The sequence below is a fragment of the Orlajensenia flava genome, from assembly GCF_004801905.1.
Classification (GTDB): Bacteria; Actinomycetota; Actinomycetes; order Actinomycetales; family Microbacteriaceae; genus Orlajensenia; species Orlajensenia flava.
The window spans coordinates 368,940-387,194 of sequence record NZ_SSSN01000005.1; the positions used below are offsets into that span (position 1 = coordinate 368,940).

General features: G+C 69.7%; 18 protein-coding genes. 10 read left to right on the forward strand and 8 right to left on the reverse strand.

From position 1 onward, the window contains the following. Positions 1 to 225: 225 nt before the first annotated feature. From E6C70_RS09525 to E6C70_RS09545, 5 genes are all read left to right on the forward strand, one after another. On the forward strand, positions 226 to 828 hold the full coding sequence (locus E6C70_RS09525; RefSeq protein WP_136424289.1) for a hypothetical protein: 603 nt from the start codon (positions 226 to 228) through the stop codon (positions 826 to 828). 86 nt (positions 829 to 914) lie between these two features. Beyond that, a complete protein-coding gene (locus tag E6C70_RS09530) occupies positions 915 to 1,625 on the forward strand; it encodes a YcnI family copper-binding membrane protein (protein ID WP_136424290.1) in 711 nt (236 codons plus the stop codon). A 3-nt stretch (positions 1,626 to 1,628) separates the two neighbouring features. Then, positions 1,629 to 2,339 (forward strand): copper resistance CopC family protein, encoded by a 711-nt coding sequence (locus tag E6C70_RS09535; protein WP_136424291.1) that lies wholly within the window; start codon positions 1,629 to 1,631, stop codon positions 2,337 to 2,339. A 9-nt stretch (positions 2,340 to 2,348) separates the two neighbouring features. Beyond that, positions 2,349 to 2,984, forward strand: coding sequence for a GNAT family N-acetyltransferase (locus E6C70_RS09540; RefSeq protein ID WP_136424292.1), 636 nt, complete (start codon positions 2,349 to 2,351; stop codon positions 2,982 to 2,984). Between the two features lie 34 nt (positions 2,985 to 3,018). Then, a complete protein-coding gene (locus E6C70_RS09545; RefSeq protein WP_136424293.1) occupies positions 3,019 to 4,521 on the forward strand; it encodes a flavin monoamine oxidase family protein in 1,503 nt (500 codons plus the stop codon). Here the strand turns inward: E6C70_RS09545 and E6C70_RS09550 are convergent. Both E6C70_RS09550 and E6C70_RS09555 read right to left on the reverse strand, forming a co-directional pair. Next, a complete protein-coding gene (locus tag E6C70_RS09550; RefSeq protein ID WP_136424294.1) occupies positions 4,460 to 5,140 on the reverse strand; it encodes a Pr6Pr family membrane protein in 681 nt (226 codons plus the stop codon). The genes E6C70_RS09545 and E6C70_RS09550 overlap by 62 nt on opposite strands. Positions 5,141 to 5,199: 59 nt before the next feature. Continuing rightward, positions 5,200 to 6,555 (reverse strand): MFS transporter, encoded by a 1,356-nt coding sequence (locus tag E6C70_RS09555; protein ID WP_235833371.1) that lies wholly within the window; start codon positions 6,553 to 6,555, stop codon positions 5,200 to 5,202. Between the two features lie 55 nt (positions 6,556 to 6,610). Here E6C70_RS09555 and E6C70_RS09560 point away from each other — a divergent pair, with 55 nt between their 5' ends. Together E6C70_RS09560 and E6C70_RS09565 are read left to right on the forward strand one after the other, a co-directional pair. Then, positions 6,611 to 7,597, forward strand: coding sequence for an ArsR/SmtB family transcription factor (locus E6C70_RS09560; protein WP_136424296.1), 987 nt, complete (start codon positions 6,611 to 6,613; stop codon positions 7,595 to 7,597). Next, entirely contained in the window at positions 7,594 to 8,901 is a 1,308-nt protein-coding gene (locus tag E6C70_RS09565) for a low temperature requirement protein A (protein ID WP_136424297.1), read from the forward strand. Before E6C70_RS09560 ends, E6C70_RS09565 begins: the two co-directional genes overlap by 4 nt. 27 nt (positions 8,902 to 8,928) lie before the next feature. Here E6C70_RS09565 and E6C70_RS09570 read toward each other — a convergent pair whose 3' ends face one another. Both E6C70_RS09570 and E6C70_RS09575 read right to left on the reverse strand, forming a co-directional pair. Beyond that, the gene (locus tag E6C70_RS09570; RefSeq protein ID WP_136424298.1) at positions 8,929 to 10,317 is read right to left on the reverse strand and encodes a cryptochrome/photolyase family protein; all 1,389 of its coding nucleotides are present in this window, start codon (positions 10,315 to 10,317) and stop codon (positions 8,929 to 8,931) included. Continuing rightward, positions 10,310 to 11,329: an NADP-dependent oxidoreductase gene (locus E6C70_RS09575; RefSeq protein WP_235833372.1), complete on the reverse strand. Its 1,020-nt coding sequence runs from the start codon at positions 11,327 to 11,329 to the stop codon at positions 10,310 to 10,312. Before E6C70_RS09575 ends, E6C70_RS09570 begins: the two co-directional genes overlap by 8 nt. Positions 11,330 to 11,420: 91 nt before the next feature. On the opposite strand from E6C70_RS09575, the gene E6C70_RS09580 reads away from it, so the two are divergent. Then, positions 11,421 to 12,095 (forward strand): Pr6Pr family membrane protein, encoded by a 675-nt coding sequence (locus E6C70_RS09580; protein WP_168770905.1) that lies wholly within the window; start codon positions 11,421 to 11,423, stop codon positions 12,093 to 12,095. Here E6C70_RS09580 and E6C70_RS09585 read toward each other — a convergent pair. Further along, a complete protein-coding gene (locus E6C70_RS09585) occupies positions 12,038 to 12,883 on the reverse strand; it encodes an alpha/beta fold hydrolase (RefSeq protein WP_136424299.1) in 846 nt (281 codons plus the stop codon). The two genes, E6C70_RS09580 and E6C70_RS09585, sit on opposite strands and share 58 nt — an antisense overlap. Positions 12,884 to 12,915: 32 nt before the next feature. After that, complete coding sequence (locus tag E6C70_RS09590) at positions 12,916 to 13,476, reverse strand: YqaJ viral recombinase family protein (RefSeq protein WP_235833385.1); 561 nt, start codon at positions 13,474 to 13,476, stop codon at positions 12,916 to 12,918. Between the two features lie 372 nt (positions 13,477 to 13,848). Here E6C70_RS09590 and E6C70_RS09595 point away from each other — a divergent pair, with 372 nt between their 5' ends. Together E6C70_RS09595 and mctP are read left to right on the forward strand one after the other, a co-directional pair. Next, entirely contained in the window at positions 13,849 to 14,157 is a 309-nt protein-coding gene (locus tag E6C70_RS09595) for a DUF3311 domain-containing protein (RefSeq protein ID WP_136424300.1), read from the forward strand. Continuing rightward, positions 14,154 to 15,854 (forward strand): monocarboxylate uptake permease MctP, encoded by a 1,701-nt coding sequence (gene mctP / locus E6C70_RS09600; RefSeq protein WP_136424301.1) that lies wholly within the window; start codon positions 14,154 to 14,156, stop codon positions 15,852 to 15,854. The genes E6C70_RS09595 and mctP overlap by 4 nt, the downstream gene beginning before the upstream one ends. Positions 15,855 to 15,988: 134 nt before the next feature. Here mctP and E6C70_RS09605 read toward each other — a convergent pair whose 3' ends face one another. Both E6C70_RS09605 and E6C70_RS09610 read right to left on the reverse strand, forming a co-directional pair. After that, the gene (locus tag E6C70_RS09605) at positions 15,989 to 16,657 is read right to left on the reverse strand and encodes an ABC transporter ATP-binding protein (RefSeq protein WP_136424302.1); all 669 of its coding nucleotides are present in this window, start codon (positions 16,655 to 16,657) and stop codon (positions 15,989 to 15,991) included. Positions 16,658 to 16,686: 29 nt separating this feature from the next. Continuing rightward, the gene (locus E6C70_RS09610) at positions 16,687 to 18,240 is read right to left on the reverse strand and encodes an ABC transporter permease (RefSeq protein ID WP_136424303.1); all 1,554 of its coding nucleotides are present in this window, start codon (positions 18,238 to 18,240) and stop codon (positions 16,687 to 16,689) included. Between the last annotated feature and the right edge of the window lie 15 nt (positions 18,241 to 18,255).

Sequence of the window (18,255 nt, forward strand, 5' to 3'; positions counted from 1 at the left end):
CGAGGCTCGCCACTCGCACGTGCGGGAGTCCACATCGAAGCCCTCACTCATCCTCGATTCAGGCAATAGCGCGTTGGTCAGGCAGTAATCGGCCGCTATGGCCTGCGCTGGCGACTATTGCCTGACTGGCGTTCGGAGTGAACCGCCAGGGTCTCGATACGCGGAGCCGCTGGCACGTCTGCGCTACTCGACCGGCAGCGCAGCATGCCGCGTAGGCTGGTGGGCATGAGTTCCCGGGGCGTGCGCGTCGGTCGTGGTGTCGCCGCGGCATCCGTCGCCACGCTGCTCGCCGGTCTCTCGCACACCATCGGTGGCGGCGCCGTGCCGCTAGGCCCGGGCGCCGCCCTCGCGTACACGTTCGCCGTGCTCGTCTGCATCGGCCTCGCCGGCAGAGGATTCTCGACGTGGCGCCTGGGCGCATCCGTCGTGGTCAGTCAACTCGCCTATCACGCGCTGTTCGCCGTCACCGGCGGAAGCGCCGCTGGATCCGCCGCGCCAGAGCACCATCTCTCGTCCGCGGCGATGTCGGCCGACCTCGTCCACGTCATGCCCACCATGACGGGCGGCGACTCGGCGATGTGGATCGCCCATGGGGCGGCGGCGGCGGTCACCATCCTCGCCCTCCGCCGCGGGGAGCTCGCCGTGCGTGCGATCGCCGGGGTCGTCATCGCCGTCGTTCGCACGCTGTCGCTCGAACTTGCACGCGTCGTGCCCGTCGTTCTCGTGCGGCTGGGCGCATCCGTCATCCGGGTCGTCTCGCACGATGCCGAGGTGCTGCTGTCCTCCATGAGGCATCGAGGTCCGCCGGTGGCCGGCGCGTTCGCCTAGAACCCGCTCCCAACCGCATTCCCCTCCGCGCCGAACACTCACTGACGCGACATCGCGTCCCAGGCGCCCCTCACCTGAAGGACATCATGAAACTCCGCACCCCTGCCATCGCCGCATCCGCCCTCGGTGCCGGCCTGCTCCTCGCCGTCGCCGTCCCCCTCTCGGCCAGCGCCCACATCGAGGTCACCCCCGACAGCACCGCCGCGGGCAGCTACTCCGACCTCACCTTCTCGGTCCCCCACGGCTGCGACGGATCGCCCACCACCAAGATCGCCATCGACATCCCCGAGAGCGTCGTCTCGGTCACCCCGACGGTCAACCCGAACTGGACCATCGAGAAGGTGAGCGTCAAGCTCGCCAAGCCCATCACCGACTCGGAGGGCAACTCCATCACCGAGCGCGTCGGCCAGGTCGTCTACACCGCCACCACGCCACTGGCACCAGACGAGCGCGACACCTTCACGCTGTCGGTGCCGCTGCCCGAGGATGCCGCGGGCAAGACCCTCGAGTTCCCCGTGACGCAGACCTGCGAGGCGGGTTCCACCGAGTGGAACCAGAAGACGCCGGCCGGCGGCGAGGAGCCCGAGCACCCCGCCCCCGCCATCACCGTGACCGCCGCGACGGCCGAGGGTCACGACCACGCCGCCGAGACGGTCTCGACGACGGATGCGGCAGCCTCGTCCACCCAGGCCGGCCCCGACGTGCTCGCTCGCGTGCTCGGCGTCGCCGGGCTCATCGTGGGCGTCGTCGGCATCGTCATCGCCGTCGTGAGTCGTCGCCGCGGTAGCCGGGCCTAGCCCATGCGCACCCGCACCGGATCCCGTCTCGGCCGCTTCGCCGCGGTCGGGGCGGGAGCCGCGCTCGTCGTCGGCTCCCTGCTCGCGGCCGGGCCGGCATCCGCCCACAACTACCCCGTCTCGTCGAGCCCGGCAGAAGGCTCGACCGTCACGGAGCAGCCGGGAACCATCAGCCTGACCACGAACGACAACCTCCTCGGCTTCGGGAACGGCTCGACGATGGAGGTCTCGGGTCCGTCCGACGATCCGCGCTACTACGGCGACGGATGCTCGCAGCTGCTCGGGCCCACCATCGAACTCGACGCCCAGCTCGGAAAGCCGGGCACCTACACGGTGACCTGGCAGGTCGTGTCGACGGATGGCCACCCGGTCTCGGGCAGCTACACGTTCGAGTGGCAACCGGCAGCGGGCCAGACCCTCGCCGACGGCAGCGCGAAGCCGCCGACCTGTGCGACAGCCGCTCCCGGCGCATCGACGGAGGCCCCGGCCGCGACGACGAAGACTGTCGCGTCCAACGACGCCGCGCTCGGCGACATCCTCTGGATCGGCGTCGCACTGGCCGCCATCATCGTCGCAGCAGGCGTCACGCTGCTCGTCCTGCGCCGACGCACCCCGCGGGAGGGCGAAGGCGACGACAGTGACGACGACGCGGACGGTGGCGAATCGACAGCATCCGAAGACCCGCGGACGGATGACGATACGCCCACTCGGTAGGCTCGCGAGGTGAGCCTCACCACCCGCATCGCCACCACGCTCGACGCTGCCGTGCTGTCGGAGCTGGCCGGCGCGACCTTCGCGCTGGCCTGTCCTCCGCACACGACGCCGGAGGCCATCGACGCCTTCATCGCCGAGCACTTCACCCAGGAGCGATTCGCGGAGCACCTCGCCGACCCCGACTGCGTCATCCTGATCGCCGAGAGCGGTACCGACAGCGGTACCGACAGCGGCACCGAGGGCGGCACCGAGAGGGGCACCGAGGGCGAGAGCGGGAGTGCCCCCGACAGCGCGGCCGGGACCGGGTCCGGGCGCCCACCCGTCGGCTACTCGCTCCTCCTCTACGGCGAACCGACGGACGCCGACGTCGCGTCATCCATCTCGCTGCGCCCGACCGTCCAGCTCAGCAAGTTCTACACGCGGGCCGAGGCCCACGGCACCGGCGTCGCCGCACCGCTCATGCAGGCAACGCTGGCCGAGGCTGCTCGACGACCGGTGACCGGCATCTGGCTGGGCGTGAACGAGGAGAACACGCGCGCCATCCGGTTCTACGAGAAGAGCGGATTCGCCAAGGTGGGCCGCAAGCACTTCCTCGTCGGGGACCGCCAAGAGGACGACGACGTGCTCGAACGACCGCTCGGCTGAGAGCGAGTTCACCGCGCTCGGGCAGAATGGGAGCGTGGGAGGCTCAAGCGGGGGCGGCGCAGTGGGGCGCAGGACGTTCCTCGCGGGCGCCGTCGGCCTGGTCACCGCCGCCACCCTCTCCGCCTGCACGTTCGAAGCCGGTCCCACTCCGACCACCAAGACGCCGACGGCCACGCCCACCCCGACCGGAACGCCGACCCCGGTGCCGTCCCCCCGATCGATGATGCGATCGCGCTGGAGCCACGATCCGTTCGCGCGCGGTGCCGCCAGCTTCACCGCCGTCGGCGCGACCGACCAGAACCGCATCGACCTCGCAGCGCCCGTCGGCGACCGTTTGTTCTTCGCCGGGGAGGCGTGCTCGGTAGAGCAACCGGGGACCGTGGACGGCGCGATCGCCTCGGGAGCGGATGCCGCGCGCGCCCTTCGCGACGTCGCCGTCGGCGGTGAACGCATCGCGGTCATCGGGGCCGGCGCCTCCGGCCTCACGGCGGCGCGTGCACTCATCGAGGCGGGCTTCACGGTGCGCGTCATCGAGGCGCGCGACCGTGCGGGCGGCCGCATCGCGAGCCGTAGCAGCGACTCCTGGCCGGTTCCCGTCGAGCTCGGGCCGTGGACCATCGCCGAGGGCGACGACGCCTTCCGCCAGCAGCTCGACCAGGCCGGAGTCGGGTACACCACCTTCGACCGCATCGACGACGTGCGGACGTCAACCGGGTCCACCGTGACGGCGTCGCCGGTCGGGGCCGACGCCGTCACCTCCGCCGTCGAATGGTCGAGCGGCGGCCCGCACGACGTCACGGTCGATCGGGCGCTCGCGGCATCCGGTGCCGGCGCCCTCTCCACCGAGAAGGACGCCGACGGCGTGAGCCCAGCCGACTGGCTGGCGTACGACCTGAACGCCCGGGTGGCGCCTCGTACGGGCGCATCATCGGACCGGCTGTCGGCGTGGAACGGGGGAGCGGCGGAGTCGGGCGACGGCATCGGCGACTTCATCCCCACAGACGGCTTCTCGGAGATGGTCGAGAAGCTCGCCGACGGAATCGACGTGCTCACGAAGAGCGCGGTCACCCAGGTGAGCTACACCGACACGCGCGTGGGCATCCGTCTCGCGACAGGGGAGTCGTTGACGGTCGACCGGGCGATCGTCACGGTGCCGCTCGGCGTGCTCAAGGGCGATGCCCTCTCGTTCATCCCGGAGTTGCCGCTGACGAAGGCCCGGGCCATCTCGATCCTCGGCATGGGAACGGTCGACCGCATCTGGCTGCGCTATGACGAGCCGTTCTGGTCGAGCACCGCCACCGTGTTCAGCACGGTGGGAACGGATGCCGCCGTCGCCCGCTGGGTCAACCTCCAGCCGGTGACCGGAGACGCCGTCCTGGTCGGCACCATTGCGGCCGGCCACGCGTCGGCCATCGCCGAACTCGGCGACGATGCAGCCCTCGCCGCGGTGCTGCCGTCGCTGGAGCCCTTCCTGGCTACGCCGGCCGAAGGCACCGGGCCCGGCTCGCCCACACCAACGCCCCCGTCATCGACATGATGATGACGAGGACGGCCGCGCAATACATCGCGATCTCCCACGGCCCGCTCACCTGCGCCGGGTCGAGGAAGAAGTAGGGGTACCAGCCGACCGCCTGCCCGCGCCACAGGGTGAACGCCAGCCACACGGTGGGGAACGGGATCGCCCAGAGCACCGTCCGCCAGGGCAGCGCGACCGCGAGCGGCCCGGCGAAGCGGTCGACGAGCCAGTCGGCCAGCACCAGGACCGGGATCAGGAAGTGCAGCAGTTGGTCTGACCACGGCACCTCGATGCGATAGTCGCGGGTGGAGGCCTGCGAGACGATGATGCCGAAGACGAGCCCCGACAGCAGCAGGTGCGTGAGCACGACGGTGCGGAGCATCGCCAGGGCTCGCGGCTCGGCCGGTCGGCGCAGGGCGAAGACGCCGCCGGCGACGAGCGTCGGCACCGTGGCGATCGCCGTCATGATGGTGAAGTAACAGAAGAAGTTCGAGACGCCGAAGGCCGAGAATCCGAGCACGTAGGTGAAGTTGGCGACGATGGCCACGACCTCGACGATGGCCAGTGCCAGTCGCCATCCGCCCAGAACAGTCCGCACGACCCTGGCGCGGGTGCGAGGGCGCCGCTCACTCTCGCGCATCCCACAACGCTACGCCAGCCCGGATGGGCGTCGCCTCGGAGCGCGCCGGGATGCCGTACTCAGACCGCAACGCTCTGCGCAGCCGCCCGCCAGGCGATAGCGGTCGTGCCCAGCGCCGATGCGAGGAACACCGCGGCCATCGCGGCCCAGCCTCCGACGCCCCACGCCAGGGCGGCCGTGATCGCCAGCGGCGCGACCATCGATCCCACGTTGTAGCCCATTGCGAACAGGCCCTGGTACGCGCCTGGGGCCGCGGGATCCGCCAGCTCGAAGCTCAGCCCCCATCCGCCCGCCTGCGAGAACACCTCGGCGAAGGCGTGAGCGAGCGCGGCGACCACGAGCAGCGCCGTGCCCACCCACGCGATCGGAACGGATGCCGCGAAGTACAGCCCGCAGGCCGCGACCATGAGCATTCCGGCCCACGCGGTGACCGTTCCCGCCCGTCGCACATCATGCGTGCCACGGGAGAGAGGCACCTGGAAGATCACCACGACGATGGTGTTGAGAATGAGCAGCGCCGAGACGACGGCTGTCGGAGCAACGGTGTCGTGTGCGATCCAGATGGGCACGCCCACCTCGAAGAGGGCGAACTGCATGCCGAAGATCGCGCTCAGTGCCGTGATCGCGAGGAAGCGCGGGTCGCGCCACGGGGAGTGTGCGCGGCGGGCGACGGATGCCGTGGGCCGGGTCTCGGTGGCCACGAACGGCTCCCGCGGTGGGGCGTCGACCCGACGCGGTAGGCGTGCGGCGACGAACACGCTGCTGAGGAAGACGATGCCCGCCCCGATCATCACGCCCCGGTACGCCTCGGGTGTGCCGATGACGAGCGCGATGCCTCCGATCGCCGATCCGGCGGCGATCGACACGTTGGTGATGGTCCGCAGGATGGCACGCGCGTTCACCCGCGCCGGACCCTCGAACGCACGGGCGATGATCGCCATCCGGGTGGCATTGGACGCAGCGTCGACGCCGCCGACCAGGGCACCGATGACGAGCGCAGCGGGGAACGACGTAGCGAAGACGTAGGCGATGAGTCCGACGCCCTGCAGCGCCATGCATACGACCAGCTGTCGACGGGCGCTGACGCGGTCGGCCAGCTGGCCGCCGATCGCCGAGGATGCGACGCCCACCGCGCTCGCCACCGTCAGCACGATGGCCACCTGCACCGGCGAGAGCCCGACGATGAGGGTGAAATAGAGCACGGTGATGGTGAGGAACACCCCGCGGCCGATGCGCCCGATAGCCGTGGAGATGACCAGTATGCGCAGCACCGGGTCCGCGACGGATGCGGCCAGCCGCGCGCGCAGCCCCTGTGCCGTCGGCTCAGTAGCGGCGGACCCCTCCAGCTGGCGCGCCCCGTCGACGGCCGGTTCGACGACCGGCACGGCGTCGGTGTCCGGGTTCCTGTCGCTCACGCGTCGATCATCCGCCGCCGTCGCCGACCGCGATATGGATGTAGCGTGATGCTTCATGGTGAGCTACCAGCTGACAGATGCGGACCTCGGCGGCGTGCGGTTCGGACTCTCCCCGCTCTGCGAACTGGGCCTCTCGCTGCGCGCCATCAAGGATCCGTCGAGGTTCCCGCTTCAGCTCCCGTGGCTGCGTCGCACCGAGGACGCTCGGGCGCTGCTGGACACCCCGACCCTGATGGCGCTCATCGACGAGCGGTTCTGGACCCCGGAGTTCCTGAACCCGCGCCCGACCTCGCCGCTCACGCGCATCGACGACGAATTCGCCGTGCTCTCCCGCACCCGCACCTCCATCTTCCTCCGCGACCTCGACGCGTTGCACGGCGGCATCCCGCCTGCTCTGCTAGGCGATCCCCGCCTCGCGCTCCGCCGCGTGGTCGACGCCCTCCGAGCGCTCTGGGACTCCTGCTTCGCCCCGTACTGGCCGCGGATGCGCACCGTGCTGGAGGCCGACGTGGCCTATCGCGGGCGGCAGATCGCCCAGTCCGGTCTCGGCCCCATGCTCAACGGGCTGTCGGAGACCGTGAGCTTCTCGGGCGACCTCGTGTCGGTGAGGCTCGCCAGCGCGTCTGAACGCCTGCAGCGGACCGACGGACAGGGGCTCACGCTCGTCCCCACCATGTTCACCCGCCGCGGGTCGGCACCCGTCGGCGACGGACCGCCCATGATCATGTACCCGGCTCGAGGGCAGGGTGCCCTGTGGGAGACCGAGCGCGTCGCCAGCCCCGCCGCCGTGGAGGGCGTGCTCGGGCGCGTGCGCACGAGCCTGCTCACCGCGCTGGCGGAACCCGCAACGTCGACGGAGCTCGGGGTGAGGTTCGACGTGACTACCTCGGCCGTCAACCAGCACCTGCGGGCGCTGCGGGATGCCGGACTGCTCACGTCGACCCGCTACGGGCGGAGCGTGCTGTACTTCCGCAGCGAACTCGGCTCGAGCCTGCTCGGTGCCGGCCATCGAAGCGACGCCCATCACGGGAGGACGGCATGACATCCGACACGGCCCAGACGCGCTCCCGGCTCCGCGACGAGCTGCGCCATCGCATCCGTCCCATGACCGGGCGGGACCCTCGGGAACGCGGCCGCACGACGACGCCTCTGGAGTTGCTCTACGACCTCACCTACGTGATCGCCTTCGCAGCGGCAGCCGAGCAGCTCGCCCACTACATCGGCGACGGCCACGCCCTTCCGGCGATCGGCGCATACGCCTTCGCGATCTTCGCGGTGAGCTGGGCGTGGATGAACTACACCTGGTTCACCTCGGCTTACGGAAACGACGACGCCCTCTTCCGAGTGGCGACCATCGTGCAGATGATCGGCGTGATCATCCTGACCTTCGGGCTGCCGGTCAGCTTCTCCTCGGCGGTGCACGGGGACAGCCCCAACAACCTCCTCATGGTCGTCGGCTACATCATCATGCGCGTGCCCCTGATCGGGCTCTGGCTCCGCGCCGCCCGGCAGGATGCCGCGCATCGCCGCGTCGACATCGCCTACGCCATCATGATCGGCGTCGCCCAGACGGGGTGGGCGCTCACGGCCATCATCCCGATGCCCGCTGCGGTCACGATCGGCATCCTCATCGCCCTGGGCGTCGTGGAACTGGCCGCGCCGATCGTCGTCGAGAAGCGCCTCGGCCCACCGCCGTGGAACGCCGGGCACATCGCCGAGCGCTTCAGCCTGCTCACCCTCATCACGATCGGAGAGGTGGTGGCCGCCGTGACAACCGCCGTCGGCTCCCTGGTGGATGAACAGGGTTGGTCGGCCGGCGCGGCGCTCATCGCGGCCTCGGGGCTCGTGATCGCGGCGAGCCTGTGGTGGGCCTACTTCCTCATCCCGTCCGCGATCATCCTCGAGAAGTGGCCCGACCGTATCTACGCCTGGCGCTACGCTCACCTGCCGATCTTCGGCGCGATCGCGGCGGTCGGAGCGGGCCTGAGGGTGGCGGCGGACGCGATCGCTCACGAGAGCCTCTCCCTCCTCCAGGTCGCGCTCGCGTTGGCGATCCCGCTCGCCGCACTCGTGCTCATGATCTACGCGACCTGGATGGTGCTTCTGCGCTCCTACGACCTCAGCCACATCCCGCTGCTGCTGGGATGTCTGCTGCCGCTGGCCGCCGCGGTCGTCGTCGCCGCCCTCGCGGGTGGTGATCCGATCGACCTCGCCCAACCGCAGGATCTCGCGACGCTCGTGATCGTCGTCGGGCTGGTGGCCTGTGCAGGAATCGTCGAGGTCGTGGGTCACGAGGTGGTGGGCTATCGGCACACCGTTCGCGCCTTCGAGGGCGCCGAGCCCTGATCCGCCCGGGCGATCGCGCTCGGACCCTCAGCGGCTCCGCTTGACCACGTCGTAGGCCGCCAGCGCCGCTCGCCGGGTCTCGGCGAGGTCGACGATCGGCTCGGGGTAGTCATCCGTCCCGATCTCGGGAATCCAGCGACGCACGTACTCGCCGTGCGGGTCGAACTTCTTGGCCTGCAACTCGGGGTTGAAGACCCGGAAGTACGGAGCGGCGTCGGCACCCGATCCGGCCACCCACTGCCAGTTGAACGGGTTGGATGCGCCATCGCCGTCGACCAGCGTGTCCCAGAACCATTGCTCTCCAAGGCGCCAGTCGATCAGGAGATTCTTCGTCAGGAATGAGGCGGTGATCATGCGTACGCGGTTATGCATATATCCGGTGGCCCATAGTTCCCGCATGCCCGCGTCGACCATCGGGTAGCCCGTGCGGCCCTGCTGCCACGCCTCCAGCGCGGAGCGGTGCAGAGGAGGCCACGGGAAGGCGTCGAATTCACTACGCCAGTTCTTCGTTGCGAGGTCGGGTGCGTGGAAGAGCACGTGGGCTGCGAACTCTCGCCAGCCGAGCTCGGAGACGAAGCGGCTGATGCCGGTCGCCGTCGAACCGCGGGCTCCCTTCCGACGCTCCTGTGCAGCCGCGAAGACAGCGTTCGGCGAGATCTCGCCCCAACGCAGGTGGGGGGAGAGCTTCGAGGTCGAGTCCTGGGCTGGCTCGTCGCGGCCCTCGTCGTAATCGCCGACGTCTTCCGCCAGGAATCGCTTGAGCGATCGATGAGCCGACGCCTCACCCGGCTCCCACTCGTCACGGATGCCGCCCGCCCAGTCGGGATGCGTCGGCTCGAGCTGCCAGTCGGCCAGGTCGTTGCATGCCGCTCGCCCCCGCCATCCGTCGATCGTGCGCGGCCGCGGCAACGGCTCGCGCGGAGGCGGCGCGGCCAGACAGGCGCGCCAGAACGGGGTGTAGACGGAGTAGGGGTCGCCGGCTCCGGTCTGGATGGTCCAAGGCTCGAACAGCAGCGACGCCGCGAAGCTCGCCACCTCGACGCCTCGATCACGAAGCGTCGTCTTGATGGTCGTGTCGATGGCCCGCTCGGCGCCGCCGTAGCGACGGTTCCAGAACACCGCCGATGCGTCCAGCTCATCGGCGAGCTCTGTCACCACCTCTTCAGCCGGGCCGCGGCGCAGCAGCAGATGCACGCCGAGGTCCTCCAGGTCGGTGGTGAGGGAGGCGAGGCTCCCGTGCAGCCACCAGTGAGCGGCGCCGCCGAGCGGACGGATGCCAGCGCTCTCCTCGTCGAGGACGTACAGGGCGACCACGGGCCGGTCGTGCTCGCGGGCGGCAAGCAGGGCAGGGTTGTCGCCGACCCGCAGGTCCTCACGGAACCAGACGATCGAAGGGCCGCTGCGCTCATCACTCATCGTCGTCGTCCTCACGTTCGTTGGAGTCGTGCTCGTCGGCCACCCGGATGACGACCTTGCCGCGCACGTGGCCGCCCTCGACGATGCGTTGCGCCTCGGCGCCGGCATCGAGGTCGTAGACCGCGTCCACGTGGACCCGGATGGCGCCCGCGTCGATCAGGGCGCCGATGCCGGCGAGCACCAGCGCGTCGGCGGCGACGTTGAACCCGGTCGCACGCATCCCGCGAGCGGCCGCATCCTCGTGCATCGTGGGCCAGCTGCCCGTCGGCGCGTTCACCAGCAGGCCGCCGGACGCGAGCACGTCGAGCGAGCGGGTTCCGGTGTCATCCTTGACGTTGCCGATGAGGTCGATCACCACGTCGACGCTTCCGGCGACGTCCTCGAAGCGCTGGGAGGCGTAATCGACGGTCTCATCGGCGCCGAGCTCGCGGAGGAAGTCCGCATTCCGTGCCGAGCCGGTGGCGATCACGTGGGCTCCGAAGTGGGAGGCGAACTGAACGGCGAAGTGGCCGACGCCGCCGGCGCCAGCGTGAACGAGCACCCGCATCCCCGGTTCGACCCTGGCCTGCGTGACCACCATGCCCCACGCCGTCATCGCGGCGATCGGGACGGCGGCGGCCTCGACGTGCGTGAGCGTCTCCGGCTTCGGGGTGAGCGCGGTCGACGCGACACTGATGAACTCCGCGAAGCTGCCGCCGACACGCGGCACGCGACCCATGCCGAACACGGCCGTCCCCGGGGGAAGCGGATGCTGGGCGTAGGCGACCTCCTCGACGACCCCCGAGAAGTCGCCTCCCCCGACGAACGGCCAGGCGGTGATGGCACGGGCGACGCCCTTCCCGGCGCGGGTCTTGACGTCGATCGGGTTCACGCCCGCGGCCACCACGCGCACGAGCACCTCGTCGCTGATGCGCAGCGGCCTCGGCACCCGGGCGACGTGGAGCTCGTCAGCATCGCCCGTTCGATCGATCGCGAGCGCCCGCATCAGGGGCGTGTCTGGGCTCTCCGGCATCCGGTATCCTCCCTGCTTCGCGGGCTGCGTTCCTGCGATCCATTCTCCGACACCGCTAATCTGCGAGAGCGGGCTTGACGAAGGGATACCCATGAAGCCGCTGTTCGCGATCCTGCGCCTGCTCGCGGGCGCCGCCATCATCACGGCGGTCGTCGGCCAGTTCGCGAAGAGCTGGTCGCTCGTGCCCGACCGGGCGTTCTTCTTCGTCAACTTCTTCAGCTACTTCACGATCCTCTCCAACGCGCTGTCGGCGATCGTGCTGCTGGTGGGCGCGGTCATCCTGTTCCGCGGTCGCGGCGAGCCGGTCTGGTTCAGTGTCGCCCACGGATCGGTGACGACCTACATGGCGACGACCTTCGTGGTGTACAACCTGCTGCTGCGCAACATCTCGCTCGACCAGGCGACGACGGTTCCGTGGTCGAACGAGATCCTGCACGTCTGGGCGCCGCTCTACGTGGTGCTGGACTGGGTGTTCGCACCCGGCCGCCGCCGCATCACCTGGCGTCAGTTCTGGGTCATCCCGGCCGTCCCGTTGGTCTGGGCCGTCTACACGCTGATCCGTGGCCCGATCGCGGGCTGGTACCCCTATCCGTTCCTCAACCCGGCCAACGGCGGTTACGGAGCCGTCACGGTCTACGTGCTCGCCATCGCCGCCTTCATCGGCGGCATGGGGGTGGCCGTCCGCGCGCTCAGCACGACCCGTTGGCCCTACCGGTCCGATGACGCGAACCAGGAGCCTGTCGCCGCCCGGAGCTCCGCGAGCTGAGCCGGCACGCCGTCGTCGCGTGCCGGCAACCGTGTGAGCGGAGCCCCCAGGCCGGCCGACCACTGCTCGGCGATTTCGAGCGGATGCACGGGGTCGCGGCGCGCACCGACCACCGCCGTGGGCAGGTCGAGCGCCGCGAGTTCCGCCGCACTCCCGAACGCTCGGTTGCGCGGCACCTCGACGAGCCGCACGGCCCGCTCCACGGCGAGCGGGTAGCGGAACTGCGCCAGCAGTCCGGATGCGCCGAGCGGTGACGCCGCGCGCACGTCGGCGTACAGCCCGCTCTCGCGGAAACGCTCGACTCCCTCGAGGCCGCCGACATCCGAGAGAAGTTGTCCGATCACGGGGAACGAGCGCAGGTTCTGGGGCAGCGGCGTGTCGGTGAACGACGGGCGCACGAACAGGGCCCGGCGCACGGGCAGAAGTTTCCGCAGGGCGATCCTCAGGGCGATAGCGGCGCCCATTGAGACGCCGATGACGGTGATGGGGTCGAAACCTCTACCCCCTCCCGCGTCGCCTTCCCTGCGCCCTCCCGCGTCGCCGCGTCCGCCTCTTCCCGTCGAGTTGACGAATTCTGTCGGGTCGCGCGGGACGTCGGCGACAGTTTTCGCCACCTCGGCGGCGAGGGCGTCGAGGGCGAAGTACTCGGGCCCGCCGACGAGGGTCGATTGACCGTGAGCGCGGACATCCGGCGCGATAACCCGCTCCCCGGCCGGGAGCGCCGGACCGAAGACATCGAGCATGTACTGCCGATCGGACCCGAGCCCGTGGATGAGAACGATCGTCATAGGCCCAGTCTGCCCCGCATCGTCGCGCCGAGTCAGCGCGTCGTGATGGCGTGCAGTTCGTCGATCAGGGCGTTGGCCAGCGACACCAGGATGGCGATCTGGTCCTCGTCGCGATCGACCCAGCGGCACATCGGTTCAGCGCCGACGGGCACGAAATCCTCGTGCTGCTCCCACACCACGAGGGTGCGCTCGGCTCCGAGCACGTACTGCTGCCACCACACCTGGCGGAGGTAGGGACGCGGGATCGACCGCCACGGCTTCGAGGTCGTCTTGATCTCGCAGAGCTCGAGGTCTCCGCTCGGCCGCACGATCAGCCCGTCGGGCGTCGCCAGGTGCCTCTTCTCGGCCTCCGCGTGGTAGAGCGTGCTGCTCGAGATGATTCCGTGCTCCCGAAGCACCCACTTGGCGATCTCGGGCTCGCGCACCCGCCCGTGGTCGGTGTAGGTGTTTCCGCTGAAGCCGGTGCCGTGGAGCTTCTGCCACGCGGCGTTGCGAATCGAGCTCAGGGATGCCAGCGCAGCGACATCCGTTGCCGTTATCCCCCGCGATCGCGCCTTCAACCACGCCACGCGATTGCTCGAGTCGGCCACCATCCGACGCAGATGCGGGTGGACGGATGCCGCCAGCCGTGCCTGCACGGCGGGGTCATGGGCGGCCGAGAACTGCATCGCGACGGATGCCGACCCGTGCCCCGGTGCCTCGTGCACCGCGGGGGCGGTGTCGAAGAGGTCGAGCAGGGTGTCGGTCACCCGTCCATTCTGCCTCGCACCGCCGCTGGCGTCTCCCGTCGATCGGCGAGCCGCGGGATCCCATCGTGTCGGACGACATCCGCCTCGGATGAGAGCAGTCGCGACACGCTGTGGACAAGAGTCCCCCATCCGGGGGCCAGTGGGAGTAGCGTCATCGTGCTCGACAGTGGCGTCCGGCGGAGAGCCCGTCCCTCGGCTGTCAGGAGGCGGTATCGCATGCCCAGCACACCCACCCGCGGACCGGCGCGACCCGCGCCGTACGTCATCGCGGGCACCCTGCTCGTGATCGCCATCGTGATGCCGCTGATGGTGCCGACCTACGCGTTCGCTCAGCCGGCGCTGTTCGGCATCCCGTTCTTCTACTGGTACCAGATGATGTGGGTGCTGATCGATGCCGGCCTGCTCTGGATCTGCTACGTCGTGGTCACCCGTGAGGATCGCCGCCGACGCGAAGTGGCTCGCGAGCAGCGGGCCGCGGCGGCGGTCGCGGGCTCAACCACGGGCTCCGACGGGGTCGCCGAATGAGCGCCGCAGTGGTGGCCGCCGCGGGGAGCCGCCCGGTCGACGGAGTAGCGCTCACTGTCGTGATCGTGCTGTTCGCCGTGGTCGCCGTCCTCGGCTTCGTGGCCGTGCGCTGGCGCCGCACCCCGAACGCCGACGGCCTCAAGACGCTCGACGAGTGGGGCCTCGGCGGTCGCGGATTCGGCAGCTGGATCACCTGGTTCCTGCTCGGCGGCGACCTCTACACCGCCTACACCTTCATCGCCGTTCCCGCAGCGATGTACAGCACCGGAGCGGTCAGCGGGTTCTTCGCCGTGCCGTACACGATCGTGCTCTACCCCATCGTCTTCCTGCTGATGGCGCGGCTGTGGTCGGTGTCGCACCGGCACGGCTACGTGACACCGGCCGACTTCGTGGGCGGTCGCTACGGCAGCAAGACCCTCTCCACCGCGATCGCCGTGACGGGCATCGTCGCGACCATGCCCTACATCGCGTTGCAGCTCGTGGGCATCAAGTCGGTGCTGACCGTGCTCGGACTCGGCGGCGGCAGCAACTGGTTCCTCCAAGACCTGCCGCTCATCATCGCGTTCGTCGTGCTCGCCGCCTACACCTACACGGCCGGCTTGCGTGCTCCGGCCGCCATCGCTGTCGTGAAGGACCTGCTGATCTACCTCGCGATCATCGTGGCGATCATCGTCCTGCCGAACGCGTTCGGCGGATGGGGCCACATCTTCGAGGCGGCCGAGACCAAGATGGCGACGGTCAACCCGGCGACCAACCTCCCGACGGGCTCCGTCATCCCGGGTTCCCAGAGCTTCAACGCCTACTGGACGCTCGCGCTCGGATCGGCGATGGCCCTGTTCATGTACCCGCACTCCATCACCGGCGTTCTGTCCACCAAGAGTCGCAACACCATCCGCCGGAACGCGGTGGTGCTGCCGATCTACTCCCTCATGCTGGGCTTCCTCGCCCTCCTCGGCTACGTGGCGATCGCCGCGGGCACCAAGCCCGTCGACCTCAACGGGGTTGTGAATCCGCAGCTCGTGGTTCCCCAGCTCTTCCTCGACAACTTCCCGTCGTGGTTCGCGGGCATCGCCCTCGCGGCGATCGCCGTCGGAGCGCTGGTGCCCGCGGCGATCATGTCCATCGCCGCGTCGAACCTGTTCACCCGCAACATCTACCGCGACCTGTTCCGCCCGAAGGCGACGCCCGCGACCGAGGCCAAGGTCTCGAAGCTGGTCTCGCTCATCGTCAAGTTCGGCGCGCTGCTGTTCGTGCTGCTCATGGACCAGTCGGCCGCCATCAACATGCAGCTGCTCGGCGGCGTGTGGATCCTGCAGACCTTCCCCGCGATCGTGGCCGGGCTGTACACCCGGTGGTTCCACCGCTGGGCTCTTCTCATCGGATGGGCGGTGGGCATTCTCTACGGAACGATCGCGGCCTACAACGTGGTCAATCCGGTCACGCACGCTCACTTCGGCGGCTCGATCGCCCCGATCCCGTTCACGACCATCCCGATCTACATCGCCATCACGGCGTTCGTCATCAACGCGATCGTCTCGGTGCTGCTGACCCTGTTGTTCCGCGCCCTCAAGGTGAAGGATGGCATCGACAAGACGACCGAGGCCGACTACGGCGCCGACGAGACCGAAAAGACGGTGCGCCAACTCGAGGAGACCGCCGACCCCACCCGCCCGGGAGCGGGGGCGGCCACGGTCTGACCCGCTGGTCGAGGAGCGCAGATGCGAAGCGGCTCCGCGTATCGAGGCCCTCGCGCGTGCGACCGGCTGGTTTCTATACGCGTGCTCCTCCGTCGCTCGCTACTCAACCAGCGGCACCACGTCCAGCGGTGCCGCTAGACCTCCTTCACCGCCCCGTGCTTGATCACCAGGCGCCGCTCTGCTCGACGGGCGATCGACGAGTCGTGCGTCACGACGACGAGCGTGAGCCCGCGGTCGCGGTGCATGCCCTCGAGAAGCTCCATGATCTCGTCGCGCGTCTCCTCGTCGAGGTTGCCGGTCGGCTCGTCCGCGAGCAGCACGTCGGGCTCCTTGACGAGCGCCCGGGCGATCGCCACCCGCTGCTGCTGTCCACCAGAGAGCTCGCTCGGCAGGTGAGAGCCGCGGTCGGCGAGACCGACGGATGCCAGCGCATCCGCCGCCCGCTTCGATCGCTGCTCGCCCGAGATGCCGAGCGGCTCGAGCGCCGTCTCCACGTTCTGCTGCGCGGTGAGCGTCGGAATCAGGTTGAAGCCCTGGAAGACGAACCCGATCTCCTTCGCCCTGATGCCCGCCAACCTGCGGTCGGGCAACCGCGACAACTCCGCGTCACCGAGCATCACGGTGCCGGACGACGGCCGGTCGAGGCCGCCGAGCATCTGCAGCAGCGTGGACTTTCCGCCGCCGGTGGGCCCCTGGATGGCCACGTGCTGGCCGTCGCCGATCGACAGGTTCACGTCCGTGAGGGCGTGCACCGTCCTGCTGGACTGCTTATAGGTCTTGCTGACATTGCTGAGGGTGTACATGACGTGTCCTTGCTCTCGTGAACGGATGCCTACGCGACGCTTCGCAGCGCCTCGGCGGGGCGCAGGCGAGCCGCCCGCCATCCGCCGAACGCCCCGGCCAGCAGCCCGCCGAGCACGGCCAGCGCCACCGCGATGACGAGGATGCTGAGGGTGACGGGCGCATTGAGCACCACGTTCGTCGTCGCTGCGGCGGCTCGAGCGGCCTCCCCGAAGCCGCGTCCGGAGAATCCGCCGCCGGTTCCGCGGGTGGACTCGCCGGTGCTTCCGGTTCCGGCCGCCGCCCCCGTGCCGCCAGCGCCTCCGCGCCCGCCTGCGAACGACGACTGGCTCGCGCCGCCAGTGAGGGTCGGCTGGATGACGTTGATGATGACGACGCCGACGATGCCGATGACGATGCCGAGCACTCCGCCGATGAGGCCCTGCACCACCGACTCGCCGGCCACCTGGCCGACCACCCGTCGGTTCGACCAGCCGATGGCCTTGAGCGTTCCGAACTCGCGGGTGCGCCGCGTGACACCCGAGATCGTGAACAGGATGGCGATGAGGAACGCGGCAGCGAGCACGGCGATCGAGAGCCAGAGACCCAGACCGGCGACGAGGCTGGATGCCGTGGCGAGCGAACCGGAGACGCTCGAAGCCAGGTCGGCCTGCGTCGACACCGTGCTGTTGGGCACCGCCTTCTGGATGTCGGCCTGCACCTGGTCGATGTCGGTCGAGGATGCCGCCTTGACGTAGACGGTCGAGACCTTGCCCGTCTCACCCGACAGGCTCTGCGCCATGTCGAGCGGGATGTACACGTTCGAGGCGCTCGCCGAGTCGGCCGTGTTCGAGGCCACGGTGCCGACGATCGTGAACGTCGTCCCTCCGATGTCGATGGTGCCGCCGACGGCGAGACTCGCGCTCGTGGCGTAATCGGCGTCGAGCACCGCGACGGCCTTTCCATCGTCGCTCTTCGCGAGGCTCCGGCCATCCGCGAGGGTCACGGCCGAGAGCGGGCCGATGGCATCGGCAGCCGGATCGAGGCCGAGCACTGTGAACGAGTTCACGTCGAAGGCGCTACCTCCGGCGCCGTCGGGACCGCCCTGGGGTGCCTGGGTGCCATCCGTCGGCGCGGTCTGCCCACCGGTCGCGCCCGTGTCGGTTCCGCTCTGCCGCCGCTGCGGCAGCTGACCGCTGAACGTGACGTTGCGCAACGAGAGCGTCGCGGCCGCCGCCGAGACGTTCTTCACGCCGCTGACGGTCGCCAGCTCGGTCGCGTCGAAGGTCGCCGTCCCGGGACCCGACGTCAACCGGGACCTGCTGACCGTGGTCGTCCCATCGGTGGTCTGGCCCTCTCCCGAACCGAACTGGAACTGCTGGCGTCCCCCGTTCGCCGTCGTCGGCGCGGTGGGTGTCTGCGTCACGGTGATGTCCGTTCCGACGCCGTAGACCGACTCGAGCACCTTCGCCTGCGCGTTCTTCACCCCGGCGGAGATGGACGTGACGATGATGACGAGCGCGATCGCCAGGGCCATGCCGGTGGCGATGATGGCGGTCTGCCTGCGCCGTCCGGCGAGCTCGCGCCGGAGGTAGGTGAAGAACATGAGGCTCCTTCTCTG

Excerpts from the sequence above, each read along its gene's own strand:
- E6C70_RS09525 (WP_136424289.1), top strand. The coding sequence starts at position 226 with ATGAGTTCCCGGGGCGTGCGCGTCGGTCGTGGTGTCGCCGCGGCATCC.
- E6C70_RS09530 (WP_136424290.1), top strand. The coding sequence starts at position 915 with ATGAAACTCCGCACCCCTGCCATCGCCGCATCCGCCCTCGGTGCCGGC.
- E6C70_RS09535 (WP_136424291.1), top strand. The coding sequence starts at position 1,629 with ATGCGCACCCGCACCGGATCCCGTCTCGGCCGCTTCGCCGCGGTCGGG.
- E6C70_RS09550 (WP_136424294.1), bottom strand. The coding sequence starts at position 5,140 with ATGCGCGAGAGTGAGCGGCGCCCTCGCACCCGCGCCAGGGTCGTGCGG.
- E6C70_RS09560 (WP_136424296.1), top strand. The coding sequence starts at position 6,611 with ATGGTGAGCTACCAGCTGACAGATGCGGACCTCGGCGGCGTGCGGTTC.
- E6C70_RS09565 (WP_136424297.1), top strand. The coding sequence starts at position 7,594 with ATGACATCCGACACGGCCCAGACGCGCTCCCGGCTCCGCGACGAGCTG.
- E6C70_RS09570 (WP_136424298.1), bottom strand. The coding sequence starts at position 10,317 with ATGAGTGATGAGCGCAGCGGCCCTTCGATCGTCTGGTTCCGTGAGGAC.
- E6C70_RS09575 (WP_235833372.1), bottom strand. The coding sequence starts at position 11,329 with ATGCCGGAGAGCCCAGACACGCCCCTGATGCGGGCGCTCGCGATCGAT.
- E6C70_RS09580 (WP_168770905.1), top strand. The coding sequence starts at position 11,421 with ATGAAGCCGCTGTTCGCGATCCTGCGCCTGCTCGCGGGCGCCGCCATC.
- E6C70_RS09585 (WP_136424299.1), bottom strand. The coding sequence starts at position 12,883 with ATGACGATCGTTCTCATCCACGGGCTCGGGTCCGATCGGCAGTACATG.
- E6C70_RS09590 (WP_235833385.1), bottom strand. The coding sequence starts at position 13,476 with ATGGTGGCCGACTCGAGCAATCGCGTGGCGTGGTTGAAGGCGCGATCG.
- E6C70_RS09595 (WP_136424300.1), top strand. The coding sequence starts at position 13,849 with ATGCCCAGCACACCCACCCGCGGACCGGCGCGACCCGCGCCGTACGTC.
- mctP (WP_136424301.1), top strand. The coding sequence starts at position 14,154 with ATGAGCGCCGCAGTGGTGGCCGCCGCGGGGAGCCGCCCGGTCGACGGA.
- E6C70_RS09605 (WP_136424302.1), bottom strand. The coding sequence starts at position 16,657 with ATGTACACCCTCAGCAATGTCAGCAAGACCTATAAGCAGTCCAGCAGG.
- E6C70_RS09610 (WP_136424303.1), bottom strand. The coding sequence starts at position 18,240 with ATGTTCTTCACCTACCTCCGGCGCGAGCTCGCCGGACGGCGCAGGCAG.